This window comes from Oceaniferula marina (assembly GCF_013391475.1).
Classification (GTDB): Bacteria; Verrucomicrobiota; Verrucomicrobiia; order Verrucomicrobiales; family Akkermansiaceae; genus Oceaniferula; species Oceaniferula marina.
In genome coordinates, this window is sequence record NZ_JACBAZ010000016.1 from 1 (window position 1) to 26,404 (window position 26,404).

Genomic DNA, 26,404 nt, shown 5'->3' on the forward strand with positions numbered 1-26,404 from the left:
CCGGGCCTGTCGCTACGCTCCAGCCCCTCCATTCCACCTCTCCAGCTACGGAGAACCAAGCAAAACCAAGCCCAAGGTTAGATCAGCGAATCATCAACAAAACTCACTTTTTACTGGCAACAAAAAGGAGACCACCTCACATTAAGTTTTTTCTCACAAATGGAGCATGCCATTTTCAAGCTAAAAGCTGCACGAATTAAGGTGGACCACACCAAAATATCCGTCATCGACCCCGAAGTTGCGCTACTTCTAGTTGCTGAATTTTCGCGTTATAGAAAGCACTCCCCTAATTTATCTTTGCTTGGACAGTTTGGGAAAAAAATGAACGATGATGTAGTTAATGTTCTAGCGGGAGTTGGTTACCTCAACAGATTTTATCCTGGATTTGCTACAGCTGAAGGTGGAAAGGTAAGAGCGGGAAGTCGAATATACATTGGGCACAGATCTGGGAAAAAAGTAACTGCCAAAGATGTTCATATACTAGTCAATGAGTTCGAAGAATTTTACAATATGGATCATTTGTCACGAGTGGCCAACAAGCGTTTGAGAAGCAGTCTTATTGAGCTAATGGATAATGCTGTCAGCCATGCTTATGAAAGAACCGGACACCAAAGGTGGGTCGAGGGAATTAAGTGGTGGATGATGGGATACAAGGATTTGGAAAGTGGCGAAACTTATTTTGCTCTTATGGATCAAGGCATCGGAATGCCAGCAACTCTAAAGGGGAGATTTATGGACAAAGGAATTCTGATTCCCCGAAATGAAGAGGAATTGGTGGTGACAGCTTTCCGCCAAAGCATGTCGAGGACGGGCAAGAAAAACCGAGGTTTAGGGCTCCCTCGCCTCCGAGAGTTTGCTGAAGCTTCTGACAATGGAGAGTTGTTTGTGCAAACGCACCATGTCAGGTGTTGGTTTAACAGGAGTAGAGGGATTAGATCAGAAAGGTCTGACATACGACTTGCAGGGACGCTTATTGTGTGGAAAGCTACAGTATCACTTAAATGACAAAGAACCCAAAATGCGTTATTAATCTTGTTGAAGATTTTAGCCCTTATCCTGGTGGCAGATACGAGGATAATGGGCCGTTCTCTGGTGAGAAATTTAGAACCGATATTTTGGAGCCAGCTATGGCATCCAGTGTAGTCATAACGGTTGATTTAGACGGAGCGGCAGCGATAGCACCTTCTTTCTTGGATGAATCTTTTGGTGTTATTATGGAGAGAATAGGCAAGGATAAATTTGATAAAAAATTTATAATTTTGCTAACCGATGACCCTGATGCCATTGATGATTTAAACGAGATTAGACACCGAAGGTTTAAGAAATGATTGCCCAAATTGATTTTACTCAAATCACGCTCCCCCAATGGGCTATCGGTATTTCTTTGCTGTCGCTGACTGTCTCGGGGATTACATTTGTTTTTGGCCGGGATATTCGTGGTCAATATAAAAACAGAAACGCCGTAGATGTAGGAGAATTTTTAATTCGATTGGAGCGCTATTGGACTGCTGTTGAGAAGCTGCATGATCATGGATTTAAACACCAAAGTGGTCAGATTGAAACTAATGCAAAAAAATCTAGGGAGGCCTTCGGAAGATATAAAAAAGAAGCTGGCCGCTTGAGATTGCAGGTTCAGTCTATGCTACCTGAAGATCAGGCCAATTGTCTGGCTCATGTGCATTCAACCTGGAGTGATGCTCTCTATACCGATCAGTCTCTTTGTGACCGAAAAGATCAGACAAAAAATCCTGGGGAATTGGAGCTGATGGAGAAAACTCACAATGATCTCGATCTACATGTAAGAAGAATACGGGTAAAATGCCAGAAGCGTGAAGTCGCAGTGAAGCTTACTGATTGATTTTGTTAGCAAAATATCTATCTGGAGGTTTCTTTGCTGTGGTAGGGTTGCCCTGTGAGCAAGGGAGAGCAACAGATGATGTTTTTTTGGGGAGGTCACGGCGGCCAGTGCCGTGCGTACTGTGGTGACGGCGAAGCGTCCTGTGCTGGAAGGTTGGATGGACGTGCCAGCAATACAAAGTGGTGTTTGCTCTGGTCTGCTGAACGAGTACAAACACCGGAGGAAAAAAAGGTGGGGCACTCCGAAGAATGAGTTATACCATTTAAACAGTGGGGCTGTCGGACTTACAAGTTTGATTCTTTTATGCTAAGCTCGCTGCGTGCCAGCCAAATTCGTTAATATCGATCGCTTGAGTCCCATGCTGCTGCCTTGTGATTTAACAGCAAACGCCCATGGTGGTCTACAGGCATTCTGCGTCTGGGCATGTTCATTTTGCGTCACCCATGGAGGACACGCCATCGCTGCCGCCGAAACACAAACACACGCTCGATCGGCCCAGTGAACTCAGGGCAAACCAGCTTCCATTCCAGGCTCTCCGGCCCTCCTAGCGCAGAGGGTTCAACACCTTTACTCCCTCCGTGTCCTTTTGGCTTTCGCACCACTCGAGCAATTGTACTCTCATTGATTTCATCACATGTGCGTATTCCGGATGGGAAGCCAAATTATTTAATTCAAATGGATCCTTCCGGTAGTCATAGAGTTCTTCTTGAGGCCGCTTGAGGTAGCGTCGAACCAGCTGTGCCGCATGTGGATCTTTCTCCGCCTTCTTGAGCCAAGAATCCCAATGGGGTAAATAATGCGGTCCGGACTTACAGCCGGTAATATGAGTCGTGAAGGGCGTTTCGGGTGAAAGATTGACAATATAACGGAAATGTTCGGTCCTGAGCGTTCGCGCCGGGCATGCGTTGGCAATTCCTGGGCCTCCGTTATCATTTCCAGTGTGCGTTCCAAACACTCCTTCACGATGGCTGGTCCGCTGACCGCGCAACATCGGCAAAAAACTCTTGCCGTCGATCCCTGCGGGTATCTCTTCACCCGCCGCATTCAAACAGGTGGGCAACAAGTCAGCTAAACTCACCATGCCCCCGGCAATCGAGCCCGGATCGATCTCTCCCGGCCAACGGGCAATCAAGGGGACACGGAGTCCACCATCGTACACACACCATTTCGAAAAGGGCCAATTGGACCCCTGATCCGTCGTGTAAATCAACAGGGTCTCGTCTTTCCAACCTTTTTGATCCACCACATTGATGACAGAACCCAGCATTTGGTCCATCAGAGTCACATCACTGTAATACCTCGCCCGATCTTCCCGGGTTTCCGGCGTATCTACAAAATTGGGCGGCAGTTTGATTTTCGATGGATCATAAATCTCGTTTTTTACCCAGGGCGTGTGCGGTGGATGGGAGCATACCACAAGAAACAAGGGCTGCTTCCGCTTATAATTCATCAGAAAGGATGCCGCCGCTGTCTCGTCCTTCCGAATATGCTGATATGGGAAACGCTTTCTCGGATTATGATGAAATTTGCCAAAATGCGCGGTGTAATAGCCCGCCTTCTTGAAATACTCAGGCATGGTCATGATCCCCGATTGAATCGGAGTGCCAAATTTATGTCCACCATTCCGATGGGGCATCAGGCCCGTCTGAATAACGCAACGTGACGGACTACACAAGGGAGTGGCCGCATAAGCATGGGTCAACTTCATTCCCTCAGCAGCCAGTTGATTGATACTCGGCGTCTTGATATACCCATCCCCATAGGCACCGGAATCATTCCACCCATGGTCATCAGAAATGAACAGGATGATGTGCGGACGTTGCTCCGACTGCGCCAAACCCGACATGGCACACAAACATACTACCGTCCTTATCAGCCAATTGTTTAACAAATGGAACCCCTTCCGGTTTAAGTTCTTCGACATATTATTTAGCCCTATACGACGTAAAAAAAACGTTCTTGCATCTGGCCTGCCTCCCATCCAATGATGGCCTACCATCTGTATGATCCCATCATGGTAAGTTCATGAACCGATTACCCGAAGTAAGACTTCTACTAGAAACCTCGTTGGAATACGGGCGCAGCCTGCTGCGCGGGTGCGCCTTATACGCCAGGCACTATGGCCCCTGGTCATTACATGTAGAACCTGGGCATTTTCGCGAAACCCCCAAACTAACAAATTCATCTACGCCTGGAGGGATCATCGCACGCATTCATTCCGCATCAGATGCCAAAGCCATCCTGAAGTCAAAAAAGCCAGCCGTCCTTCTCGAACCATCCAACTCTGATCCAGAGCTGACGAGCATCTACGAGAAATTTCACGAAATCAGAACGGATTCCAAAAACATCGCCGATATGGCTGCGGATCATCTTATCAGCCAAGGCCTGATGCAATTTGCTTTTTACGGTCAAAACAACTGCCCCTGGTCACAGGGGCGGCAGGAAGTCTTCACATCCTATCTTGAATCACAATCTCTCTCCTGCTCCGTCTTCAATGAAGACCATGACAAAACAAATAATCAGCGACTGAAACAATGGCTATTGTCATTGCCTCATCCCACCGGCCTCATGGCTTGTAATGATATTTTGGGGCAGCAAGTCCTCAAAGCCTGTGCCGAAGCCAACCTGTCAGTCCCCGACCAAATATCTGTCATCGGCGTGGATAATGACGAACTGGTATGCGAGCTCTCCTCCCCCCCTCTGACCAGTATCGTTCTAGACACCAAAAATGCCGGTTACGAGGCAGCCAAACTCATCGATCAGCTGATGAGCGGCCATCTGCCGGAAAACAAACAAATCATCCCGGTTAAGGCCATCCGGGTAGAAGTTCGCAGATCCAGCGAGCCGGTGATCCAGGACGACCCACTCGTAGCAACAGCCATACGCTATATCAAAGACCACATCGCCCGCTTGGACGGGGTTCCGAACGTGTGTTCCCATGTCGGGGTTTCTCGCAGGACATTGGAACGTGCCTTCAATAGAAACCTGGATCACGGCATCTATGAGGAAATCAATCAACACCGCCTGACCCGAGCCAAAAACCTATTAGAAAAAACCGATTTGAAAATCCATCAAGTCGCCAAGGCTTCCGGTTTTGCTCACGTTCAACCGATGTCGCGCCTTTTCCACCTGAGAGAAAAATGCACGCCCTTGGAATACCGAGAAAAACACAGCTCCCAAAGCTAACAGATCACATCAAGGGGTCACAGGTTTCGGCTTAACCAGCTCCGGCCGGCGCACACAGACAAATGCCTGGTGGCGTCGATACCGGGGAATCTTGGAATCCGTGGTAAGTTTGATAACCCCCATCGAAGGGCTACTGACATCTGTCGGAGTGACTGAAATCTCGTATTCGCGCCCTTCGGTGATGGTTTTCAAGGTGTAGGGGAATTGTTGATTGCTCCCCTCCAGCTCGAGGATCTTGATCGGCTGATCATGTGGAATGGTGATCTTGAAAGTTTTGGCCGTTTTCTCACCGTTCTGCTCCCAGAACAAAGTTTTAGGCTCCACCTTAAACAACTCGGGGATGGTAATCGCCGAGGTCAGCACCGACGAGGGCGCTTCAGCAGGGTCATCCTTGGTCCAGAGCAATAAGGTTTTTTCCTGGAGCCCCTGGAAATTCTTCAATTCAAAATCAACGGTGATCTGCCCCTTCTCTCCTGGCTTGTAGGTCATCTTGCCCAGAGGCTTGGTCACCCGGGCACTGATACAGGAGCAAGCAGAGTCGTAACGTGCAATGGTGATCGTTCGTTTGGTCTTGTTCTCAAATTCAAAGGGAATCGACACCAGTTTATCTTCCGGCTTCACCGTGACCGCAATCCGGTTCTGAACAAAACTGAAGCCCCGGTCAGCGAGTGAGACAGAGGAACAAAGACAAAAGGCCAGACAAGCCATCAGGGCGGTAGCGATCGTAGAGGTGCGCATAATCAAGGGTCAAAGAGGTGATGAAGCGGTGCACTCACCATGAAGGAGAAACAAAAAAAAGCAAACCCTGAGTGACTAGGGCAATCAAACTAAACAGTTAGAACCCCGAGATCATACCTAAAGCGTTTTTTTCAATTCCAACAGTTCCACCGCGATGATCAAGGTGCCTCCGCGCCACTTCGGGCCGAGAATCAGCAAGGGGCGCCCCTTGTGCAACACCGGATCACTTTTCATCACCTTGCGTCGGTGCTGCCAGAATTCAAGGTCGAGCCTCAACCCTCCATCCGGTGAGCGTCCACGGGATTCGTAGCTGAGCAAAATCTCCTCGGAGGGTTTCAACGGAGACAACCAGTTTTCGTAACTCCGAAAAACCGACTGGGTATCCTTGCCGAGCAGGCGATAGTGCTTGAATCGAAGTTTCTCAACACTCTGCAAGCGTTTGACAACCTCGGCACCCGGCTCGGGGGCCTTTTTTGCCTGCTCTCCCAGACGTGACAACTCGGCATCCGTTCCGATATACAAGGTTGCCATGATCCGTCCGACCCGCTCCTTCCCGCGATCCGCACCCCCGTCTTGAGCAGCAGATTCATCTGCAGCGGCAAGTCCCATACCTGAAACCAGAATCAGGCAGCACTGGAGGAACACAGGTATCGTCATCACTTTCATACGGGTCAATTAAAACGTCCGATTCTCATCCTGATTGTGGATCATCATCGCTCCGGACGAGGACATCGCCGGACCACCTGCCATTTCAAGATCGTCAGGAATGTCATTCAAGCCTTTGAGCACAATGACGGTGGCGCCTCCATCTTCCGAGTTGAACATATCCGCACTGACGTCCCCATCCGGGGTGTACACGGTGCTATCCTGAACCACGGCAACGGTCTCCACCCCTCCATCGACTCGCTCGGTTCCCACCTGGGTGCCAAGATAAAAACAAACGCCCATGGCGACCAAAGCCATCGGTATGGCCACCGGTGCGGTCAACCAATGCCAAAACCCGCGCAGAGACACACCTTCGGTATCCTCGATGGCTTGCCGGCTGCTCTGCTGATCGTCTTCGATCGCCTGAAGGATTTTCTGATTAAAAAACTCAGGGTATGGCGGCTCTTCGCTTGATGGCACATGACTGCGGATCTCAGCGGAGATGCGTTGTATGGCAGCGCGCTCGGCGAGAAGCTCCGGGTGTTCCCGGGCATACGCTTCAACAGAGCGTAGATCCTCGCCTTTCAGCTCCCCATCCATCCACTGGGTGAGGGTGATGTCATCAGGTTTCGTTTTCATATCAGGAATCAGCTTGGTGGTTTTAGGCCTCGGGAGAGAGAAGTTGTTTTAGTTTTTTACGTGCGTAGTGCAAGCGGCTCATGATCGTTCCCATCGAGCTGCCAGTGGCTTCGGCAATCTCCTTATAATCGAGCCCCTGGACTTCGCGTAAGAGGATCACCTCGCGGTGGTCCGGTGAAAGGTTGCCAATCGCAGCGTGGATGTGTTGTCGGAGTTCTTCGCGCTGCATCGCTTCGTCCGGACGCTCTGCCAGACTGGGCGAGGTTGCAGCCCCCGGATCGATCCGACTCGCATCAAGAACCTCGTCATTGAGCTCACCTTCACTTTCGATACGTCGTTTGCGCAACCAGTCATACACCACATTGTGGCTGATCCGGAACAACCAGGTGGAAAAGCGGGCCCTGGCCTCGAATTTGGGCAAGGCACGCCATGCCTTGATGAAGGCCTCTTGGGAGAGGTCCCAGGCATCGGCATCATTTTTGACCATATTGCGGATCATGGCATAGATTTTCCCCCGGTGTTTGCTGACGAGTTGGTCAAATGCCCGCATATCGCCCTGCTGGGCTTTACGGACCAATTCAACGTCCTCACTGGCGCTGGCTTCGTTCGCTTGTTTTTCACTGTTCGGCGTCTCGGTGTTCAACCTTTTGGCATCCGTCTCGGTGCCACCGGTCGACTTGGAACCCTGATCACCGCCACCCGCACGACCTCCCCCACCAAAATCAGTGGATGCGGACGACAGAGGGGCGCGCAACGCTCCTTGTAACCCCTTGGACGCCAGATGTCGCAGAATATTCACAAAAAAATCAATCAGTCTGCCGGAACCACCCGGCACGAACACGATCATGTCGAATTGCCCAGCTCATGGCAAGAACGGGTTTACCCCTACAAAAGGGTCTGGCCAAAGGTTCTGGCCAAAGGTTCTGGCCAAAGGTTCTGGCCAAAGGTTCTGGCTCGGTAGGGAGGATTGGCCTCAATCCTCCACGATGGTCTAGCTGTCCCCGAGTGCCACGCCGTCCAGATATTTCCAGGCACCTTTATAGCGACGGAAGCGCGAGCGTTCGTGTAATTCGTGAGGTTCCCCCTGGACAAAGCACTTGGCAATAAACTCGACCTTTCCCACCTTGTCTTTCGTTCCCCCTTTCGAAGTATCCACAATGGTCAGGAATTGCCAACTGATGTTATGCACCGATTTCGCCAGTTCCTTTTTCAACCCAGGCTCCCGGCTGTCAGGGTGGGTGGTCTCCACCAAATAATCCACCAAACGGAAAAAATAGGCACTGTAGCGTGAACGCATCAGCTCCTCGGCAGTCCGGGCCTTCGCCTTGCCGTGATGCAGCGGCATACAACAAATATAATAGCTGTTGCCACTTTTACACGGACACAGCGACTCCGACCGCGTCTTCGGGGCATCATCGTTTTCAATCTCGCGCTGGTCGATATCAGCATCCGGAACATCTTCGGGCTTGTCAGCTGCAAATTCACTCATGCCCAGACGCTAGGCCGACAATGATTTGATTCCAATGAAAATCGCCACACTTGCTTCCTCCGTAAATAGCTCGCTTCAAAATACCGTCCTTGTGCCAATACCTGATCCCATCCTCCGAGATTGGCCGATGGTGGGCAGGACATGCCATATTCACCTTTACCAGCTAACAACAAACCCACACGTTCGGTCCGTATGAAACGGATATTCCTCACGATGCTGAGTTTGCTTTCTTGTCTGGCCCTCAGCCCGTCAACAGCAGCGCGCACCTTCACCAATACCGAGGGAAAAACCATCAATGCGGAACTCATCGACGTAGCTGAGGACTCGGTCACTTTGAAACTGAGCAACGGTAAAAAAGCCAAGGTGCCACTCTCCTCACTTTCCGAAGCCGATCAGGAATTTGCCAAATCCTGGCAGGAAAAAAATAAAAACAAGATTTCGGAAAGTGACGTCAAGCTCACCATCACCAAGGAGTTCGAATGGATCAAACGGCCTAAAACCGAAAGATCGGAACGCAGCAAAAAGAAATCCAGCGAAACCGAAACCTATTTCACCTGCCATATCAGCAACTACTCCAAGAAAACCATCCACGCACTCGAAGCCACTTATACCATCTATCAACGCGTCAGCGAGCGAGGCGAAGGAGAACCCGTCACCGTCGTCAAAGAAATCAAAAAATCGGTCCCCTTGAAAACCCTCGAAGCCAAAAAAGAAGTCCAACTCGACAGCGAAAAGGTCAGATGTGTCAATATGTTGAATAAACCGGCAGAGGGACCTGACACCTCCAAGCGGGAAACCATCACCGGCTTTGTCATCAAGCTCTCAAGCAATGGCACCACCTTCATGACCCGCAGCCACCCCGAAAACTTCCTCAAAAAGCTGGAGGAAGAGGAGGAAAGGCTTGAAAGGGAAAAAGACCGGGAGTGATAGCTTCTCTTTGCGTATCCGGGCGGCGATGGCAGCAGCATTTCTGCTACTTGCCATTCTTCAGCGCCTGATCGAACCAGTTGCCGCCAAAGGAATCGTTGTGATTGCGGCCGCCACCGTTCTGGCGTCGCGGCCCACCACCACCATTTCCTCCGCGTCCACCGTTTCCGCCACGCGGGCCACGGCCTCCGTTGGAGTCACGGCGTGCCCCTTGACTTGCAGGCTCCGGGTTGCTGCGCATCGAAAGTGAAATCCGGTTCCGATTCAAATCCACCTCCATCACGGTAACCTGCACCTTCTGGCCCACCTTGACCACGTCCGCAGGATCGGAGACATACTGGTCGGCGAGTTGGGAAATATGCACCAAGCCATCCTGATGCACCCCGACGTCCACAAAGGCTCCGAAGTTGGTGACATTGGTCACGATACCCGGGAGCTTGATCCCCTGGGTTAGATCAGAAGGCTTGTTCACCCCCTCGGCAAAGGTAAAGAGCTCGAATTGCTTCCGCGGATCCCGCCCCGGCTTGGCCAACTCAGCGACGATGTCCTTGAGGGTTGGCAAACCAACTTCCTCACTGACGTATTGTTGCAGGTTGATGCGTTTGCGGGCCTCGGCATCACGGATCAGAGTCGGCACATCCACACCAAGGTCGGAGGCCATTTGCTCTACCAGCGCATAACGCTCGGGGTGCACCGCCGAGGAATCCAAGGGATGCTCTCCACCACGAATACGAAGGAATCCAGCAGCTTGTTCAAAGGCAACGGCACCGAGTCGTGGCACCTTTTTCAATTCGGCTCGGGTTTTAAACGGCCCGTTTTCCGTGCGGTAGGCAACGATATTCGATGCGATACCGGTATTCAGTCCGGCAACATAACCGAGCAACTGGCGGGAGGCGGTATTTACCTCCACACCCACGCCGTTCACACAACTCACCACAGTATCATCGAGGCCATTCTTCAGCAGGTTTTGGTCAACGTCATGTTGGTACTGGCCCACCCCGATGCTTTTCGGATCGAGCTTCACAAGCTCTGCCAAAGGATCCATCAATCGACGACCAATCGAGACCGCACCACGCACGGTGATGTCCTTGTCCGGAAACTCCTCACGAGCCACTTCACTGGCCGAATAAATCGAAGCTCCAGATTCATTGACCACGACAATCGCCACTGACTTCGGTAGTCCGGCGGCCCGAACCACGGCTTCGGTTTCGCGCGAGGCCGTACCGTTACCGATGGCAACCGCTTCGATTTGGTATTTCTCTACGATTTTTTGCAGAATCGAGGTCGCCTCCATGGCCTGCGTATGACTGGTCGTAAAATGCAGGACGGTATCGGCGAGTAAATTCCCCTGGGCATCAAGTACCACGGTCTTACAACCGGTGCGGAAAGCGGGGTCGATTGCCACCATCGGCCGCTGACCGAGTGGTGATGCCAGCAACAACTCGCGCAGGTTCTCAGCAAACACCCGGACCGCCTCGGCATCAGCCTCTTTTTTCGCTTTCATCCGGCATTCGGTTTCGAGCGAAAGGCTCAGCAAGCGCTTATAAGTATCGATGATCGCAAGATCAAGCTGCTCGGCACAGGGGCCGGTTCCTGACGCCCCGAAACGTCCACGGATCATATCGACTGCCCGCTCCTCGTCCGCCTGAATCCGCATAAACAAAAAACCTTCCTTCTCACCACGACGCATCGCCAGCATCCGGTGGGATGGCACGCTGTCGAAGGGCTCACTCCATTCAAAGTAATCTTTGAACTTCTGGGCATCCGGCTCGTTTTCCTTGCCATACATGATTTTTGAGCTCACCACACCATCGCGCTCGATCAGTTCACGCAGTTCGGTCCGGCAATCGGCATCGTCGCTGAATCGCTCAGCCAGAATATCACGCGCACCAGCCAAGGCATCCACTCCGAGCGGCACGGCCTTGTCCTTGTCCTCATTTTTAATCACATACTGCTCCGCCTCGGCAGTGGGGTCGGCTGAAGCATTCTCACGGTTCTCCCAGATGTAATCGGCCAGCGGCTCAAGCCCCCGCTCCTTGGCCATGGTGGCACGGGTTCGGCGCTTCGGGCGGAAGGGAGCAAACACGTCCTCGAGTCGGGTCATGGTCTCAGCCGCCAGCACCTTCTTTTTCAGATCGGGGGTCAGCAACTTACGCTCGTCGAGGCTTTTGACAATGGCTTCACGACGCTTTTCGAGATCGGCGAGCTGGGTCAGACGGTCACGCACATTCATGATCTGCACTTCATCCATACCACCGGTCGCCTCTTTCCGGTACCGGGCGATAAAAGGAACCGTAGCTCCTTCGGCAAACATCTTGGCAGTGGCTGATACCTGAGCGGGATTCAGGGATAGCTCGGAAGAAATACGGGAAACAAAAACGTGTGAGGAATCAATGCTGCTCATGAGCCGCGCAGTGTGCCTATTTCCAGCCTCGTGAAAAGCGAAAATACCGGGGAAATGAGGTAAGCTGAAATCAGGCAGACAGGGCGAATCTGATCTGCTGATGAGTCCTCAATTTTTAACCTCAAAAAATGACCGATCACACAAAAGCTCCTCGCATAGAGGCATGCCTTGAGGTGTCGCCAAGAGTAGCGAACCGGCCTGCCGTTTGATTTGAGGCTATTTTCGCTGACGACGAAATAAGACCATACCACCGAGTGCCAGAAGGCTCACCGTTGTGGGTTCGGGGATGGTGGCTGCAGCATATTGTGCTGCAATTTCGCTGGGTGAGAGCGTGCGATTCCAAATCGCTATTTCATCGGCAGATCCAATCAAATAGCGGGTGCCTGATAACTCTTTGCCAAAGCGGGCAGCGTCATCAATGGTAATGCTGTCCCAAGATCCGCTGGAGGTGCCGCCGACGTCCACACCATCGACATAGAGCTCAACCACGCCGTCGCTCGAGCCTGTGTTCCGGTTCCAGGTGACGGCCAAATGGTGCCAAGCATCGGCAGAAAATGAACCCGTCGCAGCCTCAACTTGTTGGTTGTCTATTTTGATGCCAAAACTTCCGTTCCCTCGCAGAAAGGTGCCGATCATCCCATCGCCGGAACCGGTGAATGAACCACTGCCGCCAGTGGTCCGCCCCATCATTCCCGTTGCGGTTCCCAATGAAGAACTGACGCGAATCCAGTAACTGACCGAACCGCTGTCGCTGTTCCAACCGGTGACAACGTCAGTGAGAGTGTCTGCAGGCTGTCCCCCAAAATTTGCCCAGGTATTGCCAGCATCAAATCCGGCGAATGTGGTCGAGTTGAGTACGGGAGCGGGGCTTGACTGATTATAGTCAACGCCGTTTGGGGTTAGGCTATCTCCCTTTTCACCGATCAGGGTATCGAGCCGATAATACTCCATCGGATTTTGACCGCTGATGACCGAGGCATAAGAAGCCGCCTGGGCCACGGGTGGGAGTGCGATCGTGAGGAAGCAAAGCAGAAGTTGGCCATTTGTTTTCATACGCTACATCTAACATTAAAAAATACCTGAAGAGAGGGGATCTAGCATGTCATATTCCTCAACCGAGGCAAGATTATTTTCAGACAGGATTCGGCAGATCATGAGCCGTGCAAGGGGACCCTAGATCTCTGACGCATTTTTTTGTCTGGCAATATCCTTGGCACTGACAATGCCGAGCAAACGATGCCCGTCGAGCACGCTGACCACCGGCACGTGCTGGATTTTTTTCAGCTGCATCAGCTTCTGGGTGACACGTATCGAGTCCTTCGGATGCACGCGGATTTCCAAGTGTTCCTTCTGCGGCTCAAGCTCCCCGGACAGGGAGTCGCTCAGGAGTTTGCCACTTCCGGCTTCCTGCAATTGTCGATGCGTGATCATCCCCTGCAGCAATCCCTCCGCATCCACCACCGGGTAATGACTGTGGCGAAACCCCGATCGGTGGATCGCCTCCAAATTCTCACCCGCGGTTTTGCTTAATTGAACGGAAACCACATCGTGACTCATGATCGCAGAGACCGGCAGGTTACGGTAATCCTGCGTCCCCCGGTAAGACGACATCCGCTTGAGCGAGATGCCATCGTCATGCAGCAAGGCATCGTAAATCGGCATCGGACGCAGTTGGCGGGCAATCGCCCAGGAAAGCACGTTGCCGCCCATCAAGGGGAGGATCAACGAGTAGTTTCCAGTCATTTCAAAAATAATAATCAACGAAGTAAATGGACAGCGGATCACCGAACCAAACATCGCCCCCATGCCCAATAACACACAGCCCCCGATGATTTGTGATTCATCCACCCCGCCGAGCATCGGCCAGAAACGACTCAGTTCGACCAACAACACGCCGGCCACCCCGCCCAGCATCCCCCCAATAAACAAGGTCGGAGAAAATAAGCCTCCACTACCACCGCTGGCGTAGTTCACCACCACAGCGATGATCTTGAAGGTCAGTAAGGTCACCAATATTCCAACCACCAGTTGATTCTCAAAGGCCGCTTCCAAAGAATCATAACCAATGCTGAACACCCCATTCTGGGCACTTCCCATGGCTCCGGTCAGCGACCAGGTTAGCAAACCAAACACCCCACACAGCAAGCCACCCAATGCCGGCGCGTACCAAGAGCGTAGCCAGGTTCTGTTTTTCACCCAACGCCGCAACGAAAGCACCGACCCGACAAAAAGATGCCCCAGACACCCCGCCACCAACCCCAAGGGCAAAGCCACCAACATCCAACCCGCGGTATCGTAGTGCCTCGACAAGTGATGGGCAATCACCGGCTCTTCTCCAAGCAAGGTCCTCGACACTACCGAGGCAATCACCACCGCCACGATGATTCCACCTATCGCCTTGGTCGAAAAGTTATCCAACAACTCTTCAAATACGAAGGTAATCGCAGACAGTGGTGCGTTGAATGCCGCACCAATCCCGGCAGCCATGCCCACCGGAATCATCGCCCTAATCCGCTCAGGGTCCTTGAAAAAAAATCGACCCAGGCGCGAAGCAATTGCGGAAGAGGCATGCACAATCGGGCCCTCCCGCCCGAGAGCATTACCCAAACCAACATAAACCGTGCCCAACACCACCCGCCACAAACCCGTGGTCGCCGGAATAAACCCACCCCGGTTGTAATACGCATCCTTGGTCTGCGGGATGCCACTGCCCACCGCTCCTGGGACCACAAAGCGAATCGCCAAACCACAAATCAAGCCACCCATCGCCGGCGCGGCCAACATGATGGCCACAAATTTCCAGGTCTCCACCTGCCCGGTAGCCGCAGTCCACACCGCATGAAAGGTATGCTCAATTCCAAGGTGAAACACAACGGCCATCAAGCCACAAAGCAAACCACAAAACACACAGGCGACCAGGAAGCGTTCCCGGTCGTTAAACCGGCGACGCATCCAATCAGACCAACGGTGACGGCGGCGAGTCATGAGTGCGCTGGTTTCATAGTCGCTGGCGCAAAAAGGTCGAGTCATGATTGCAGCTCTACCCATATTTTTAGTTCGCAAATGTGAATGATTCCATGTTAGTTTACACCTATGGATAGCAGAGACCCGTCTCCCACTGCCGACGCTCCCGAAACTACGGAATTGAGCAACGAGGACAACGGCTTTGAAAACGAACTCTGCATCCACTGCGCCCAGCCCAACGCCCCGCAAGTGAAGTTCTGTCGCCACTGCAGGGCACCCATCCACCCCCTGTCGGCGATCTGCCCCTACGAAAGGGTTATGGCCACGGGATTCGTCTGGCGGGCTGCCGTCGAACGACCCAAGCTTTGTGTCCTCGCCGGGGTGTGGCTTTATTTCCTGATCACGATCGCTGGCGGCGTCACCGTTCTCTGGTGGGCCTACCGCTACTGCGACACCTCGTCGCTGCTCGGGTGGATGGAAATTGGCAGCGTCATCCTCGGCTCCGGCATCATCAGCCTCCTCGGCATCGGTATGCTTGCCCGGGTCACTCAGGCGTTTTTTACCAAACGGACGTAGTCATCCAACCTTATCCGTCCGAATCAAGGTTCACACTGGCTGCCTAACATTATTTCTGATAGATGTAAATGCGCGCCTTTGGATCCTTCCATTGATCGTTCGCATCGCTCACGGTGTTAAGCCGCCCTTTCAGGGCTCGTCATTATTGCCACACCCACCCGGGGCGGTGCCCCGGGCTGGGATAAGACGCCCCTTCAGGGCTAACAAAACGGCCTACTCACCCGACACCCGACACCCGACACCCGACACCCGACACCCGACACCCGACACCCGACACCCGACACCCGACACCCGACACCCGACACCCGACACCCGACACCCGACACCCGACACCCGACACCCGACACCCGACACCCGACACCCGACACAACACTCAACACTCAACATTTCCACACGCTTGCATTGAGCAGCAAAGGTGCGACCTAACGTAGCCCAGGGCAACGCCCTGGGACAATCCCGAATCAACCACCCAGCCCTGAAAGGGCGAACAAACACCCACATGCCTCAATCCCTATCCAACATCTATATCCACCTGATTTTTTCAACCAAGTCACGGCACCCATTGATATCCAGAGACATTGCCCCCGATCTCCACGCCTACATGGCCACGATTCTCAACAAACTCAATGGTCCAGCCATCCTAATCAACTCCATGCCTGATCATATCCACATTCTCTTCAAACTAAACCGAACGATATCCGTGGCCAAAGCCGTCGAAGAAGTTAAAAAAGGCTCCTCGAAATGGATCAAAACCCAAGGACCTCAATATGAGAAATTTGCCTGGCAGGCTGGCTACGGCACCTTTTCCGTCAGTGAATCCCATGCCGGTAAGGTCGCCAACTACATCCGTAACCAAGAGGAACACCACCGCCACACATCCTTCCAGGACGAATACCGAAGTTTTCTGGCAAAGCACAACATGGATTACAACGAACCATATGTTTGGGATTAAAGCGCCCTTTCAGGGCTCTTTATACCCCCTCATGCCCCCCCCGGGGTGACGCCCCGGGCTATAATAGCACGCCCTTTCAGGGCGCGATCTGGCATGTGAGACATCCAGCACGATCTTCCCCTCCAACAGAAAGGCTGCCATCGCCCCGCGCAGAACAAGAAATCCGACACGATTTCTTCAATGGAACAGGAAATCCGACACGATTTCTTCAATGGAACAGGAAATCCGACACGATTTCTTCAATGGAACAGGAAATCCGACACGATTTCTTCAATGGAACAGGAAATCCGACACGATTTCCTGTTGCACCCGTCGCGATAACAGCCATGATTTGCGGCGTTGAACACGCCACCTGTCAAACCCGCACTCGATGACTTCCGCCCATTGGCGGAACAAGGAAATGTTGTCCCCGTCTACGCCCAACTGGCCGCCGACTTCGAAACGCCACTCTCCGCCTACGTCAAAATCAGCGGCGAAGGTGAAGCCTTTCTCTTTGAAAGTGCCGAAAGCGCCGGCGACAGCGGACGTTACTCCATCCTCGGCAGCAACCCGCGGGCCGTCATCAAGGCCCACGACCACAACATCACCTTCACCGAAAAGGGTGAAACCCGGCAGTGGACCGCAGAAAAAGACATCCTCACCGAGCTGGAATCCCTGATGGCGCGCTACCAACCCGCCAGCCACGGCCACGCCCCTCCTTTCTATGGCGGAGCCGTCGGATACCTCTCCTACGATGCCGTCCGCCAGTTCGAACCCAGCATCGCCCCTGCATCCAAAGACGAACTCGGCCTACCCGACGCCCTGTTCATCATCGCAGACACCCTGCTTATTTTCGACCACCTACAGCGCCGACTGATTGTTGTCGCCAACGCCTTTATCGATGAGTTTGAAACCGCGGATGCCGCCCATGCCGACGCCGTGCAGCGTATCCAGTCGATGATTGAACAACTCGATGAGCCACTGCACATCGCCCCGCTCAACGGCCTGGCCGAATACGCAACACCGCAGGCATCCAGCAACACCACTCAGGACGAATACGAATCCATGGTGGTCAAGGCCAAGGAATACATCGCCGCCGGTGATGCCTTCCAAATCGTGCCGAGTCAACGCTTCGAAACCGACTACTCCGGTTCACCGGTTGACCTCTACCGCGCCCTGCGACACGTCAACCCATCCCCCTACATGTTCATCCTCCAGCTCGAGGGATTTGCCCTGGTCGGAAGCTCACCGGAAGTCCATGTCCGCGCGATCAACGGACGTATCGATATCCGCCCGATCGCCGGTACCCGCTGGAGAGGTAAAACCCAGGAAGAAGATGATGCGCTGGCCGCCGACCTACTCGCCGACCAAAAAGAATGCGCCGAACACCTGATGCTTGTCGACCTCGCACGAAACGATGTCGGCCGCATCTCCAAACACGGCAGCGTTGTGGTGGATGACTTCATGATTGTCGAACGCTACAGCCATGTCATGCATATTGTCTCCAACGTGCACGGGGAACTCGACGACAACCACAGCGCCTACGACGTCCTGCGCGCCACCTTCCCTGCCGGTACCGTCAGTGGAGCCCCGAAAATCCGAGCGATGCAAATCATCAACGAACTGGAAAAAAGCAAACGTTGCTCCTACTCGGGAGCGGTTGGCTACTTTGGCTGGGACGGCGGACATGACTCCTGCATCACTCTGCGCACCTGCCTGCTCAAGGATGGAAAAGCCTACGTCCAGGCTGGCGCCGGTGTGGTTGCCGATTCCAATCCGACTTACGAATACAACGAAACCGTCAACAAATCCATGGCCATCCTTCGCGCCATCGGCCTTGCCAAAACCATTGGAGAATAACGCCGCCCCAGCGGTACGTGAATCCTATTTCCAAATAACTGATAACCGATAACTATCTCCCCATGCTCCTCGTCATCGATAACTACGACTCCTTCACCTACAACCTCGTTCAGTACTTCGGCGAGTTGGGCGCGGAAATGAAAGTCGTTCGCAACGACGCCATCAGTGTGGATGAAATCCGCCAACTGACGCCGAGCCACATCTGCATTTCTCCCGGCCCCTGCACGCCAAACGAAGCTGGCATCAGCTGCGACGTCATCCGGGAGTTTGGCAGCAGCACGCCAATCTTCGGCGTCTGCCTCGGCCATCAGTCGATTGGCCAGGTCTTTGGCGGCGATGTCATCCGCGCCAGCAAACTGATGCACGGGAAAACATCGCCCATCATCCACGGCGGCAAGAGTGTCTTTGCCGGGCTACCCAGCCCGCTGACCGCGACCCGCTACCACTCCCTGATCGTGAAACGGGAAACCCTTCCCGACTGCCTGGAAATCACGGCGGAAACAGAAAATGGCACCATCATGGGGCTGATGCACAAGGAGTTCCCAATCCACGGCGTCCAGTTCCACCCCGAAAGCATCCTGACGGAAGACGGCATGAAAATGCTGGAAAACTTCCTAAAAGCGTAAGCTTTGACGATGGCTTTAAGCAAGCCCTGCACGAGGGCGTTATTTGGTTAATCTTGGTGCAGAATAACCCTGCTCTCGAATACCTTTTAACAAGCCAGTTAGTTCCTTGACCTTTTCCGGGTATTTATCTGCGATGTTGTGCCGCTGCCCGATATCATCTTTCAGATTGTAAAGTTCCACGGCTTGTTGATCATCCGGTTTATATCCGTGTTTCTTTTCCCATTCGGCATTGCGTCCCGACAAGTAGCCATTTTTTGCAACAATAAGAACCCAGTCGTGATGACGGATTGCGTATTGATTGGCACGTGTGTTGTGTACATGAGAATACCTAACATTTTTTGTATCTCCTTTGAGCAAGGGAAGAAGGTCGTGAGAATCTTCCGCCGCATTTTCGTTGGGGAGCTCGAATCCAACAACCGAGGCCAGTGTCGCCATAATATCAATCTGGGACACTAACGCTGTGCTCGTCGTGCCAGCCTTGGCAACACCCGGATACTTGATGATAAATGGTACGTGATGCCCACCTTCATAAATATCGCGCTTGAGCCCTCTCAATGGCTTGGACGACCAGTGGTCGTATTTTTGATCTCGAGCATAGGCGTATTTTTCCGGTCCGTTATCTGCAGAAAAAATAACAATGGTATTGTCTGACTGGCCGCTCTCCTGAACGGCGGCCAACAACCGTCCGACCGAATCATCTGTCTCAAAAACAAAATCACCGTACGGGCCGGCTTTGGATTTACCATCGAACTCATCATTGGGAATAATCGGGGCATGAGGCGATGGATAGGCAAAGTAGAGGAAAAACGGCTTATCTGTTTTTGCTTGTGCTTTAATATAAGCAACCCCCTTTTGGGTTGTGACAGGGATATTTTCATAAGGATCCCAATCTGAACACATTGGGCCGGGACGGCATTCCCAGCTTCCCTCCTTGATTTTTTTCCACTTGCCCGTGTTCATGAGCGTATCAGGGGCTTTAACAAGTTTGTCATTCTCAATCCACGCATAGGGAGGAAAATTGATGACCGTGTCTCCAAAGTAATAATCAAACCCATGATCGAGCGGACCATTCGGGATTGGTTGAGTCCAATCGTATGCCTCAGGTCCGTACGTTTTACGTTTCCGCTTATCGTTAGGGTCGACTCGTTTTTTTGCATCCGGTTTGCGAATCGCATCCCAGTTCCACCCCAAATGCCACTTTCCAATCGCGGCGGTATCGTAGCCTTTCTGCTTGAGCATTTCCGGCAGAGTCAGGCGCTCGGGTTTAAACACGCTATTTCCCATTGCTCCGACAATGCCATGGAAGTCGCGCCAGTGGTGGCGACCTGTCAATAAAGCGTAACGTGACGGCGTGCAAATTCCAGACGAAGAATGCCCATCTGTGAAACGTATGCCTTCGCTGGCAAGACGATCGAGATGAGGTGTTGGAATCTTACTCTCTGCGTTATAACACTGAAGATCTCCAAAACCTAAATCATCCGCATAAATGATCAGGATATTGGGCGCTTTACCAGCTGCTCCAACCGATAAGGATAAAGCCGCGAACAGAGTCGTTATTTTAATTATGAACTTCATAAGGTATGAAGCATCTATGACGTGACCTCTCTTTTGTAGCCAGTAAAAAGTGAGTTTTATTGATGACTCAGCTATCTAATACCAAGTAGTAAAACAGACGGGACGATAGCCGAGAGGAATGAGTTCTTTGGCAAGGCGCGACGAAGGAATGGTGCGGGCACCATGACTAAGGAGAAACAAAGCCAAAGGAGTCATTCATCCGGAACGCTCATGGATCACGCAGTGCTCTTCCAAATACCTCAACAATGATCAATCGTCCCGTCTGTTTTACGGAGTGGTATAACCTTGGGTTTGATTTTACTTTGCTCTCCGTAACTGGGGAGCTGGCATGGAGGGGCTGGAGGGTTGCTTCTCCTACGGATAGATCGAGAATGGCCGTGCTCACATCTAAGTCACCCCAGTTCATTTCGTTTTTTTGTTCTTCTTTCGAGATGGCTTGGGATACACCTTGTCCTGCTGCGACCACTCCTGCCAAAGTTTCGCCATCTGCTTGAGGCGTTCCGGATGCTTGCCCGCCAAATTGTGTAGCTCTGTACGATCTTCACGCAGATTGTAGAGTTCCCACTTCTTCAGATCCGGCCCCGAAGCAGCGGCCACACCGCGTCCGACCAATTTCCACTCACCGTCGATGATAAAGGCATTGTTCTCGTGCTCAGAGAACATCGGCGCGGTACGTTTAAGCGACTCCCCCGAAAATGATGGAGCCAGTGAGATTCCGCGTAACGTTGGCAGCTTGTTGCCATTATAGCTTTTCGGGTATGGGGTTCCACTTACCTCCAACAAGGTCGGCACGACATCAATCACCTGTGCCGTTTCTCGATACCAATCAGATTGAGTTTTGATCCCCTTGGGCCAGTGCATAAAAAAGGGAGTCGCTGCACCACCCTCATGAGTGAAATGCTTGTAGAGCCGAAAAGGTGTGCTTGAGACGTTGGCCCAGGCGGCACCGTAGTTGTTGTTGTGCTCAAGATTACGTTTCTGCGGATCAAGAATATGGCCTCTCCCGAGAACGGCCCCCTCAGCGCAGGCACCATTATCCGACATAAACAGAATGAGGGTGTTCTCATATTGCCCTTGCTTTTGAAGGGCCATTTTTAATTTGCCAATATTCTGGTCAATGCGGTCAATCATTGCGGCATAAACCGCCATACGCAGGTCCAATTCTTTCTGTTTCTCAGGCGAGAACGATTCCCAAGAGGGAACTCTCGCATCGCGCGGACTCAATGCATGCTTCGATTCCAACAAACCAAGCTCGAGCTGCCTCTTGTATCGCTGCTGACGCAACGCATCCCATCCAGCCATGTATTTTCCGCGGTATCGATCAATATCCTCTTCATGTGCCTGATGAGGCCAATGAGGTGCAGTGTAAGCCAAATAGAGAAAAAAGGGTTTCTCTTTTTTTCCTTCTTCAATGAAACGGATGGCATAATCGGTAAAGGCATCCGTGGTGTAATAGGGACGATCGGTGGTGCTGGTCAGTTCTGTGAGTGCTTCATTGCCAAGGCTGATATCACGCGGAGCCAAAGGCTTGAATAAACGGGTTGCTCCTGAGATACAACCGTAGAACTTTTCAAAGCCACGCTGCAACGGCCAACGCGAACGGTCATGATGGCCCAAGTGCCATTTACCGGTCAGATAAGTTTGATACCCGGATGCCTGCAGCATTTCGCCCAGCGTGACACATTGACGATTTAAAAATCCACGGTAGTTAGGGAAGGCCTCCCCCTTGTCATGATACATCGATTGAGGTGGGTTGGTCATATGTCCAATGCCAGTCAAATGAGGGTGTAGTCCGGTCATGAGCGATGCCCGGGTCGGACAGCAACGCGATGCATTATAAAAATGCGAAAATCGCACACCTCCCATCGCCAAGGAATCCAAATGAGGCGTTTGGATCTCACCACCATAAGACCCGATGTCTGAAAAGCCCATATCATCGACTAGAATAACAATGATGTTAGGCCGATCAGCAGCACTGAGAAAGCCGCAGGAAAGAATCCCTAAGCATAGGAGAAGGTATTTCATAGGTTATTTTTTCTTGTTTGTCTTTCGTTTCTTTTTACCGCGGGTTTGGCGTTCATTGGCCGCCAACTCAGTCGCTTGCCCCAGATCACCTTGGCTGTTCATCCAGGTTTCCAGCTGAGTACGCAAGGCCGCAATCAACGGGGCGTTCTCTGGGTTCGACGCAATATTGTTCATTTCAAACGGATCCTTGGTCAAATCGTAGAGTTCGAGCGCCGGACGTTTTTTGTAACGTGCCACCGTGGTTGCGGCATGAGCATCACCTGCAGCAGCCCGCGCTTCCCACGATTTGAACTCCTTCGTTTTCATGCAGGTATTCGAGAACTCTGCTTCAGGGCTAAGGTTCACAATCAACTTGTGGCTCTTCGATCGCACCGAGCGAATGCCATAATAATCCGATCCACTATGAATACCACGTGTGGTCATGATGCCATACACGTAATCTTTGTGCTCATTGCTCTCTCCCTTAAGTAGCGGTAATAAGCTTTGACCGTCGAGCGTGGCAGGTCGGCTCCCGCCGGCAGCATCGATAAAGGTCGGCGTAAAATCAACAAACTCCACCAAAGCATCACTGCTCGTGCCCGCCTCCACCACGCCCGGCCAGCGACAAACCAAACCACTTTGCAAACCGGAGTCGTAACAAGTCCATTTGGCAAAAGGCAGGCTGTTCCCCTGTTCACTGGTCACCATGACCAAGGTGTTTTCTGTGAGGCCATGCTGATCGAGCAATGCAAGAATCTGTCCAACCTGGCTATCGTAGTAGGTAATTTCCGCCAGATATTTGGCGAAGCCTTTACGCGTTTCAGGCGTGTCGACATAATACGGGGGCAGCTTGATTTGATCAACAGGGTATCGGGAGGCATCCCCCTTATCCCAAGGTGTGTGGGGCTCATTCGAACAAGCAAAGAGACAAAAGGGCTTACCGGAGGATTTTGAATCGCGCATCAACTCATCGATCGCCTTCATGTCCGGATTTTTCTTACCCGAGTATTCGAAAGGAAACACTTCCTTCGGCGCGATATGGGTCTTGCCACTCAATGCCACGCGATACCCCAAGGGCTTGAGGTAATGAACGATGCTCTTGGTTCCGGATTTAGCAAAGGTGTGGTTAGGGTATGCACCACTCTTAACCGGATAGAGACCCGTGTAGATATTGTGTCGCGTCGGGGAGCACATCGGGGCGGCTTGAAAACATTGGGTGAAGCGTTTTCCCTGCTTCGCCAGGGCATCAATATGCGGCGTGTGGGCCTGACCACCATAACACCCCAGATCGCGGTGAGTTAAGTCATCCGCCATGATATACACGATGTTGGGTTTCGATTCAGCCCCTAATAGCGGCAAACAGAGAAGGAGAAATAAAATGACAGGCATTTCGAAAAAGAATAGTAGTTGAGTCGGCTGGACGTAAAAGCAAAGGGATCAAAACTACCAACCGATACCAAACTGCCTATTCTCACCCGGCTCTGCAAGCTCATACCTTCAAAGCGCCGACACAAAAAAAGATCACATACCATGCCCAAATGGATTCAAGCCCCCATAGAACCTAACATAAAACCATCGTGGAATTACGGCACGCGCAATTTCCCATTCACGGGGTGTCGCGCCACCCCGTGCCCCCACCAAGCATGGTCTGGAGGTATGGAAAAGATGTATCCTCTTAGATAAGGAGATCGTCCACTTACGCTGACTCAAGGCGCCACCGAAAAGGTAGTCAGAACAGCGCTATGATCTGATGGCCAGGTATTGTTCAGCGCCGGTGTGATATCACTTCCCCATGCGCCCACAGTCACTTCAACCTCGGTGGTAAACACTTCGGAGGCCGTCGCATTCAAATCATTTCCTTTATAGTAAATAAAGTCGATTCGATCCTGTGGCTCACTTCCACCATGCAGTGGTGACCATGTGTCCGCCGGGTCGATGGCCGGGTTTGGGTGAACCATACGATAGGAGTCCAGCAAGCCGGCATTGACACAGGCGAGGCTAGTTGGCCAAGCAACATATCCGACGCCGCCATGCCATGATGCGGTCGCACTCGTCCAGTCAAGATGTGACGGAGCATTAAAGTCGCCGGTCAATAAAACAGGCACAGTGTCCGCATGATTCAGATGGTTGTTCATCCCTGAGATAATCGTGGCAATCTCTTCATCGCGTTGGGATTTTTTCTCTTCCGTAAGGACTTTCTGAGCTGTCGATCCATTCAGGTGGGCCTCATAGGGCCCATAGTAGACATAATCCAAATGGCAGTTATACAGAATAACTTCTTGAGCGGCATCGGATGTCAGCTTCACCTTGATACCATTGGCAATTCCGGCGGTAAACTCACTGGTGATAGGGTAACGACTGATAATGCCACTATCACCAGCTCCAGCCGGGCTATAGTGCCAGCCAAGAAGCTCTGCAATTTTTTTCGCCTGATAAGCATTGGTTCCACTGACGTTATCAACGGTTTCCTGCGTCCCAATCAAATCGGCACCCGATAAGATGATCGCTTCGACACCTTTGCGGTGGCCAAAGTTGATTTTGCCAAGCCCATGCCAGAGGTTGAAGGATAAGACTTTGAGTTCCGTAACCACTTCTGCACCTGCGGCAAAAACCTCAATATGCATGGTGGCATCCGCATTTTTACCGCCAAGATCGGTGGCCTTCACGACAAAGGTGTTCGCTCCCACATCAGCACTGCCGGGCGTTCCTGTTAGTGAGCCATCGGCGGCCACACTCAACCATGACGGACCACTGACCAGAGAATAGCTTAAGGTATCACCAAGGTCTGGATCTGATGCATAAGCGCTGATCAATCCTGTATAGCTTTGCCCAACCACTCCGTGGATGCGCTTGAATGGAGATTGAACCCACTCCGGTCTGGCTGGACCAGGGCTGCCCACCACTGAAAATGAGATAGGCCCCTCGATCACCGTGTAGCCATCATTAGCGAGGAAATAGGCTTCGTAAGTGCCAACCTGCAGTCCTGGGTTAGTAAAATCAACAGAGCCTGAGGTTCCGCTGGTATAACTCCACAGCAGTGAAGTCGTACCCTGTGCCGGAGTTTGCCCGGGGTAATAAATACCTATCCAGTCCGTACTGTTGCCCGGACCGTCTGCATAACTAACGGTGATGGTTTCATCAACATCATAAGAACTTTTATCTGTATAAAGTGAATCACCTCCGGCGACGTCTACCGAAAATGCCACAGGGCCATCGAGCACCGTATAGCCGTTATTCTCGAGAAAATAAGCGACATAATTTCCTTCTGCCAACCCGGGGTTGTTAAAGGTGACCGAGCCCGAGGTCACCCCACCACCCGTGGATTGCGTGCCATTGGTATACGCCCAGAGGGTAGAGGGCGTCCCTTGTGCAGGAGTCTGCCCCGGTAAATAGATACCCACCCAATCAGCATCATTCCCCGGCCCACCTGTAAAATTGACCGTGACAGATTCATCGACGTCGTAAGAATCTTGACTAAGGCTGACGGCCGGATTTCCGCCTCCTGCCTGAGAAACGGTAAAATTGATCGGGCCTGATAGTACCGTATCGCTGTCATTGCTCAGGTAATACGCACTGTAGGTTCCTTGTGAAAGTGACAGGCCGGTAAAAGTCACGGATCCACTTTTAGGGCCACGTTTTTTGGATTGTTGAGTCCCGCCGATATAAAGCCAGTCTTCGGCGTTTGTCCTGTTTGGTGTCACGCCATCAGAGCAAATCGCAACCCAGTCTTTACCTGATCCGGAGCCTCCGGACCATGAGGCGACCACATCGTCGGCGCTCGTGTAACTTGTAGTATCGAGAGAGAAACTTAACGCGGCTACAGCAGGAAAAGTAATAACTCCCATGCATAGAACGGTAGTGTATATTTTTTTCATAACACTAAAGAGCATACCTCATTTCAAATGACTGCCTATGGGCCATATCGTCAATCAAGGGGCAATTTGAATAGATTCTCACAGCATGCCTAATCGCTATCTATACC

At 52.1% G+C, this 26,404-nt stretch carries 23 protein-coding genes; 10 read left to right on the forward strand and 13 right to left on the reverse strand.

Going from position 1 to position 26,404, the window contains the following annotated elements:
• Positions 1–159 precede the first annotated feature (159 nt).
• Genes HW115_RS18270 through HW115_RS18280 form a run of 3 tightly spaced genes read left to right on the forward strand, consistent with a single transcriptional unit; the run spans position 160 to position 1,858 of the window.
• Entirely contained in the window at positions 160–1,005 is an 846-nt protein-coding gene (locus tag HW115_RS18270) for an ATP-binding protein (RefSeq protein ID WP_178934814.1), read from the forward strand.
• On the forward strand, positions 1,002–1,328 hold the full coding sequence (locus HW115_RS18275) for an STAS-like domain-containing protein (RefSeq protein WP_178934817.1): 327 nt from the start codon (positions 1,002–1,004) through the stop codon (positions 1,326–1,328). The genes HW115_RS18270 and HW115_RS18275 overlap by 4 nt, the downstream gene beginning before the upstream one ends.
• Entirely contained in the window at positions 1,325–1,858 is a 534-nt protein-coding gene (locus HW115_RS18280) for a hypothetical protein (RefSeq protein ID WP_178934819.1), read from the forward strand. The genes HW115_RS18275 and HW115_RS18280 overlap by 4 nt, the downstream gene beginning before the upstream one ends.
• Before the next feature lie 544 nt (positions 1,859–2,402).
• On the opposite strand, the gene HW115_RS18285 is transcribed toward HW115_RS18280, so the two are convergent.
• Positions 2,403–3,782, reverse strand: a complete 1,380-nt coding sequence (locus HW115_RS18285; RefSeq protein WP_178934821.1) for a sulfatase family protein — start codon at positions 3,780–3,782, stop codon at positions 2,403–2,405.
• A gap of 101 nt (positions 3,783–3,883) precedes the next feature.
• On the opposite strand from HW115_RS18285, the gene HW115_RS18290 reads away from it, so the two are divergent.
• Positions 3,884–5,044 carry an AraC family transcriptional regulator gene (locus HW115_RS18290; RefSeq protein WP_178934823.1) on the forward strand — a complete coding sequence of 387 codons (1,161 nt, stop codon included), beginning with the start codon at positions 3,884–3,886 and terminating at the stop codon, positions 5,042–5,044.
• 9 nt (positions 5,045–5,053) lie between these two features.
• Here the strand turns inward: HW115_RS18290 and HW115_RS18295 are convergent, their stop codons facing one another.
• The 5 genes from HW115_RS18295 to HW115_RS18315 form a co-directional block, all read right to left on the reverse strand.
• On the reverse strand, positions 5,054–5,782 hold the full coding sequence (locus HW115_RS18295) for a DUF1573 domain-containing protein (RefSeq protein WP_178934825.1): 729 nt from the start codon (positions 5,780–5,782) through the stop codon (positions 5,054–5,056).
• Between the two features lie 117 nt (positions 5,783–5,899).
• On the reverse strand, positions 5,900–6,442 hold the full coding sequence (locus tag HW115_RS18300; RefSeq protein ID WP_227021660.1) for a hypothetical protein: 543 nt from the start codon (positions 6,440–6,442) through the stop codon (positions 5,900–5,902).
• Between the two features lie 15 nt (positions 6,443–6,457).
• On the reverse strand, positions 6,458–7,066 hold the full coding sequence (locus tag HW115_RS18305; protein ID WP_178934829.1) for an anti-sigma factor family protein: 609 nt from the start codon (positions 7,064–7,066) through the stop codon (positions 6,458–6,460).
• A gap of 22 nt (positions 7,067–7,088) precedes the next feature.
• Entirely contained in the window at positions 7,089–7,865 is a 777-nt protein-coding gene (locus tag HW115_RS18310) for an RNA polymerase sigma factor (RefSeq protein ID WP_319609416.1), read from the reverse strand.
• A 192-nt stretch (positions 7,866–8,057) separates the two neighbouring features.
• Complete coding sequence (locus HW115_RS18315) at positions 8,058–8,555, reverse strand: YchJ family protein (RefSeq protein WP_178934833.1); 498 nt, start codon at positions 8,553–8,555, stop codon at positions 8,058–8,060.
• A gap of 192 nt (positions 8,556–8,747) precedes the next feature.
• Between HW115_RS18315 and HW115_RS18320 the strand changes: the two genes are divergently transcribed.
• On the forward strand, positions 8,748–9,482 hold the full coding sequence (locus tag HW115_RS18320) for an SHD1 domain-containing protein (RefSeq protein WP_227021661.1): 735 nt from the start codon (positions 8,748–8,750) through the stop codon (positions 9,480–9,482).
• Between the two features lie 46 nt (positions 9,483–9,528).
• Here HW115_RS18320 and HW115_RS18325 read toward each other — a convergent pair whose 3' ends face one another.
• From HW115_RS18325 to HW115_RS18335, 3 genes are all read right to left on the reverse strand, one after another.
• Positions 9,529–11,886, reverse strand: coding sequence for a Tex family protein (locus HW115_RS18325; protein ID WP_178934837.1), 2,358 nt, complete (start codon positions 11,884–11,886; stop codon positions 9,529–9,531).
• Between the two features lie 216 nt (positions 11,887–12,102).
• Positions 12,103–12,939 (reverse strand): LamG-like jellyroll fold domain-containing protein, encoded by an 837-nt coding sequence (locus HW115_RS18330; protein WP_178934845.1) that lies wholly within the window; start codon positions 12,937–12,939, stop codon positions 12,103–12,105.
• Between the two features lie 120 nt (positions 12,940–13,059).
• Positions 13,060–14,916, reverse strand: coding sequence for a chloride channel protein (locus HW115_RS18335; protein ID WP_178934847.1), 1,857 nt, complete (start codon positions 14,914–14,916; stop codon positions 13,060–13,062).
• A gap of 63 nt (positions 14,917–14,979) precedes the next feature.
• Here HW115_RS18335 and HW115_RS18340 point away from each other — a divergent pair, with 63 nt between their 5' ends.
• From HW115_RS18340 to HW115_RS18360, 5 genes are all read left to right on the forward strand, one after another.
• Positions 14,980–15,426 carry a hypothetical protein gene (locus HW115_RS18340; RefSeq protein ID WP_178934849.1) on the forward strand — a complete coding sequence of 149 codons (447 nt, stop codon included), beginning with the start codon at positions 14,980–14,982 and terminating at the stop codon, positions 15,424–15,426.
• A 145-nt stretch (positions 15,427–15,571) separates the two neighbouring features.
• On the forward strand, positions 15,572–15,832 hold the full coding sequence (locus HW115_RS18345) for a hypothetical protein (protein WP_178934851.1): 261 nt from the start codon (positions 15,572–15,574) through the stop codon (positions 15,830–15,832).
• A gap of 93 nt (positions 15,833–15,925) precedes the next feature.
• A complete protein-coding gene (gene tnpA, locus HW115_RS18350) occupies positions 15,926–16,378 on the forward strand; it encodes an IS200/IS605 family transposase (RefSeq protein ID WP_178934853.1) in 453 nt (150 codons plus the stop codon).
• 339 nt (positions 16,379–16,717) lie between these two features.
• Positions 16,718–18,217, forward strand: a complete 1,500-nt coding sequence (gene trpE / locus HW115_RS18355; protein ID WP_178934854.1) for an anthranilate synthase component I — start codon at positions 16,718–16,720, stop codon at positions 18,215–18,217.
• A 62-nt stretch (positions 18,218–18,279) separates the two neighbouring features.
• Entirely contained in the window at positions 18,280–18,843 is a 564-nt protein-coding gene (locus tag HW115_RS18360; protein ID WP_178934856.1) for an anthranilate synthase component II, read from the forward strand.
• A gap of 39 nt (positions 18,844–18,882) precedes the next feature.
• Here the strand turns inward: HW115_RS18360 and HW115_RS18365 are convergent, their stop codons facing one another.
• The 4 genes from HW115_RS18365 to HW115_RS18380 form a co-directional block, all read right to left on the reverse strand.
• Entirely contained in the window at positions 18,883–20,418 is a 1,536-nt protein-coding gene (locus HW115_RS18365) for a sulfatase family protein (protein WP_178934859.1), read from the reverse strand.
• 402 nt (positions 20,419–20,820) lie between these two features.
• On the reverse strand, positions 20,821–22,443 hold the full coding sequence (locus HW115_RS18370) for a sulfatase family protein (RefSeq protein WP_178934861.1): 1,623 nt from the start codon (positions 22,441–22,443) through the stop codon (positions 20,821–20,823).
• A 3-nt stretch (positions 22,444–22,446) separates the two neighbouring features.
• Positions 22,447–23,811: a sulfatase family protein gene (locus HW115_RS18375; RefSeq protein ID WP_178934863.1), complete on the reverse strand. Its 1,365-nt coding sequence runs from the start codon at positions 23,809–23,811 to the stop codon at positions 22,447–22,449.
• Between the two features lie 317 nt (positions 23,812–24,128).
• Positions 24,129–26,297 (reverse strand): endonuclease/exonuclease/phosphatase family protein, encoded by a 2,169-nt coding sequence (locus tag HW115_RS18380; RefSeq protein ID WP_178934865.1) that lies wholly within the window; start codon positions 26,295–26,297, stop codon positions 24,129–24,131.
• Positions 26,298–26,404: the final 107 nt, after the last annotated feature.

What these genes read in the sequence shown, in the direction of transcription:
- HW115_RS18270 (WP_178934814.1), top strand. Translation starts at nt 160, where the DNA reads ATGGAGCATGCCATTTTCAAGCTAAAAGCTGCACGAATTAAGGTGGAC.
- HW115_RS18275 (WP_178934817.1), top strand. Translation starts at nt 1,002, where the DNA reads ATGACAAAGAACCCAAAATGCGTTATTAATCTTGTTGAAGATTTTAGC.
- HW115_RS18280 (WP_178934819.1), top strand. Translation starts at nt 1,325, where the DNA reads ATGATTGCCCAAATTGATTTTACTCAAATCACGCTCCCCCAATGGGCT.
- HW115_RS18285 (WP_178934821.1), bottom strand. Translation starts at nt 3,782, where the DNA reads ATGTCGAAGAACTTAAACCGGAAGGGGTTCCATTTGTTAAACAATTGG.
- HW115_RS18290 (WP_178934823.1), top strand. Translation starts at nt 3,884, where the DNA reads ATGAACCGATTACCCGAAGTAAGACTTCTACTAGAAACCTCGTTGGAA.
- HW115_RS18295 (WP_178934825.1), bottom strand. Translation starts at nt 5,782, where the DNA reads ATGCGCACCTCTACGATCGCTACCGCCCTGATGGCTTGTCTGGCCTTT.
- HW115_RS18305 (WP_178934829.1), bottom strand. Translation starts at nt 7,066, where the DNA reads ATGAAAACGAAACCTGATGACATCACCCTCACCCAGTGGATGGATGGG.
- HW115_RS18315 (WP_178934833.1), bottom strand. Translation starts at nt 8,555, where the DNA reads ATGAGTGAATTTGCAGCTGACAAGCCCGAAGATGTTCCGGATGCTGAT.
- HW115_RS18320 (WP_227021661.1), top strand. Translation starts at nt 8,748, where the DNA reads ATGAAACGGATATTCCTCACGATGCTGAGTTTGCTTTCTTGTCTGGCC.
- HW115_RS18325 (WP_178934837.1), bottom strand. Translation starts at nt 11,886, where the DNA reads ATGAGCAGCATTGATTCCTCACACGTTTTTGTTTCCCGTATTTCTTCC.
- HW115_RS18330 (WP_178934845.1), bottom strand. Translation starts at nt 12,939, where the DNA reads ATGAAAACAAATGGCCAACTTCTGCTTTGCTTCCTCACGATCGCACTC.
- HW115_RS18335 (WP_178934847.1), bottom strand. Translation starts at nt 14,916, where the DNA reads ATGACTCGACCTTTTTGCGCCAGCGACTATGAAACCAGCGCACTCATG.
- HW115_RS18340 (WP_178934849.1), top strand. Translation starts at nt 14,980, where the DNA reads ATGGATAGCAGAGACCCGTCTCCCACTGCCGACGCTCCCGAAACTACG.
- tnpA (WP_178934853.1), top strand. Translation starts at nt 15,926, where the DNA reads ATGCCTCAATCCCTATCCAACATCTATATCCACCTGATTTTTTCAACC.
- HW115_RS18360 (WP_178934856.1), top strand. Translation starts at nt 18,280, where the DNA reads ATGCTCCTCGTCATCGATAACTACGACTCCTTCACCTACAACCTCGTT.
- HW115_RS18365 (WP_178934859.1), bottom strand. Translation starts at nt 20,418, where the DNA reads ATGAAGTTCATAATTAAAATAACGACTCTGTTCGCGGCTTTATCCTTA.
- HW115_RS18370 (WP_178934861.1), bottom strand. Translation starts at nt 22,443, where the DNA reads ATGAAATACCTTCTCCTATGCTTAGGGATTCTTTCCTGCGGCTTTCTC.
- HW115_RS18375 (WP_178934863.1), bottom strand. Translation starts at nt 23,811, where the DNA reads ATGCCTGTCATTTTATTTCTCCTTCTCTGTTTGCCGCTATTAGGGGCT.
- HW115_RS18380 (WP_178934865.1), bottom strand. Translation starts at nt 26,297, where the DNA reads ATGAAAAAAATATACACTACCGTTCTATGCATGGGAGTTATTACTTTT.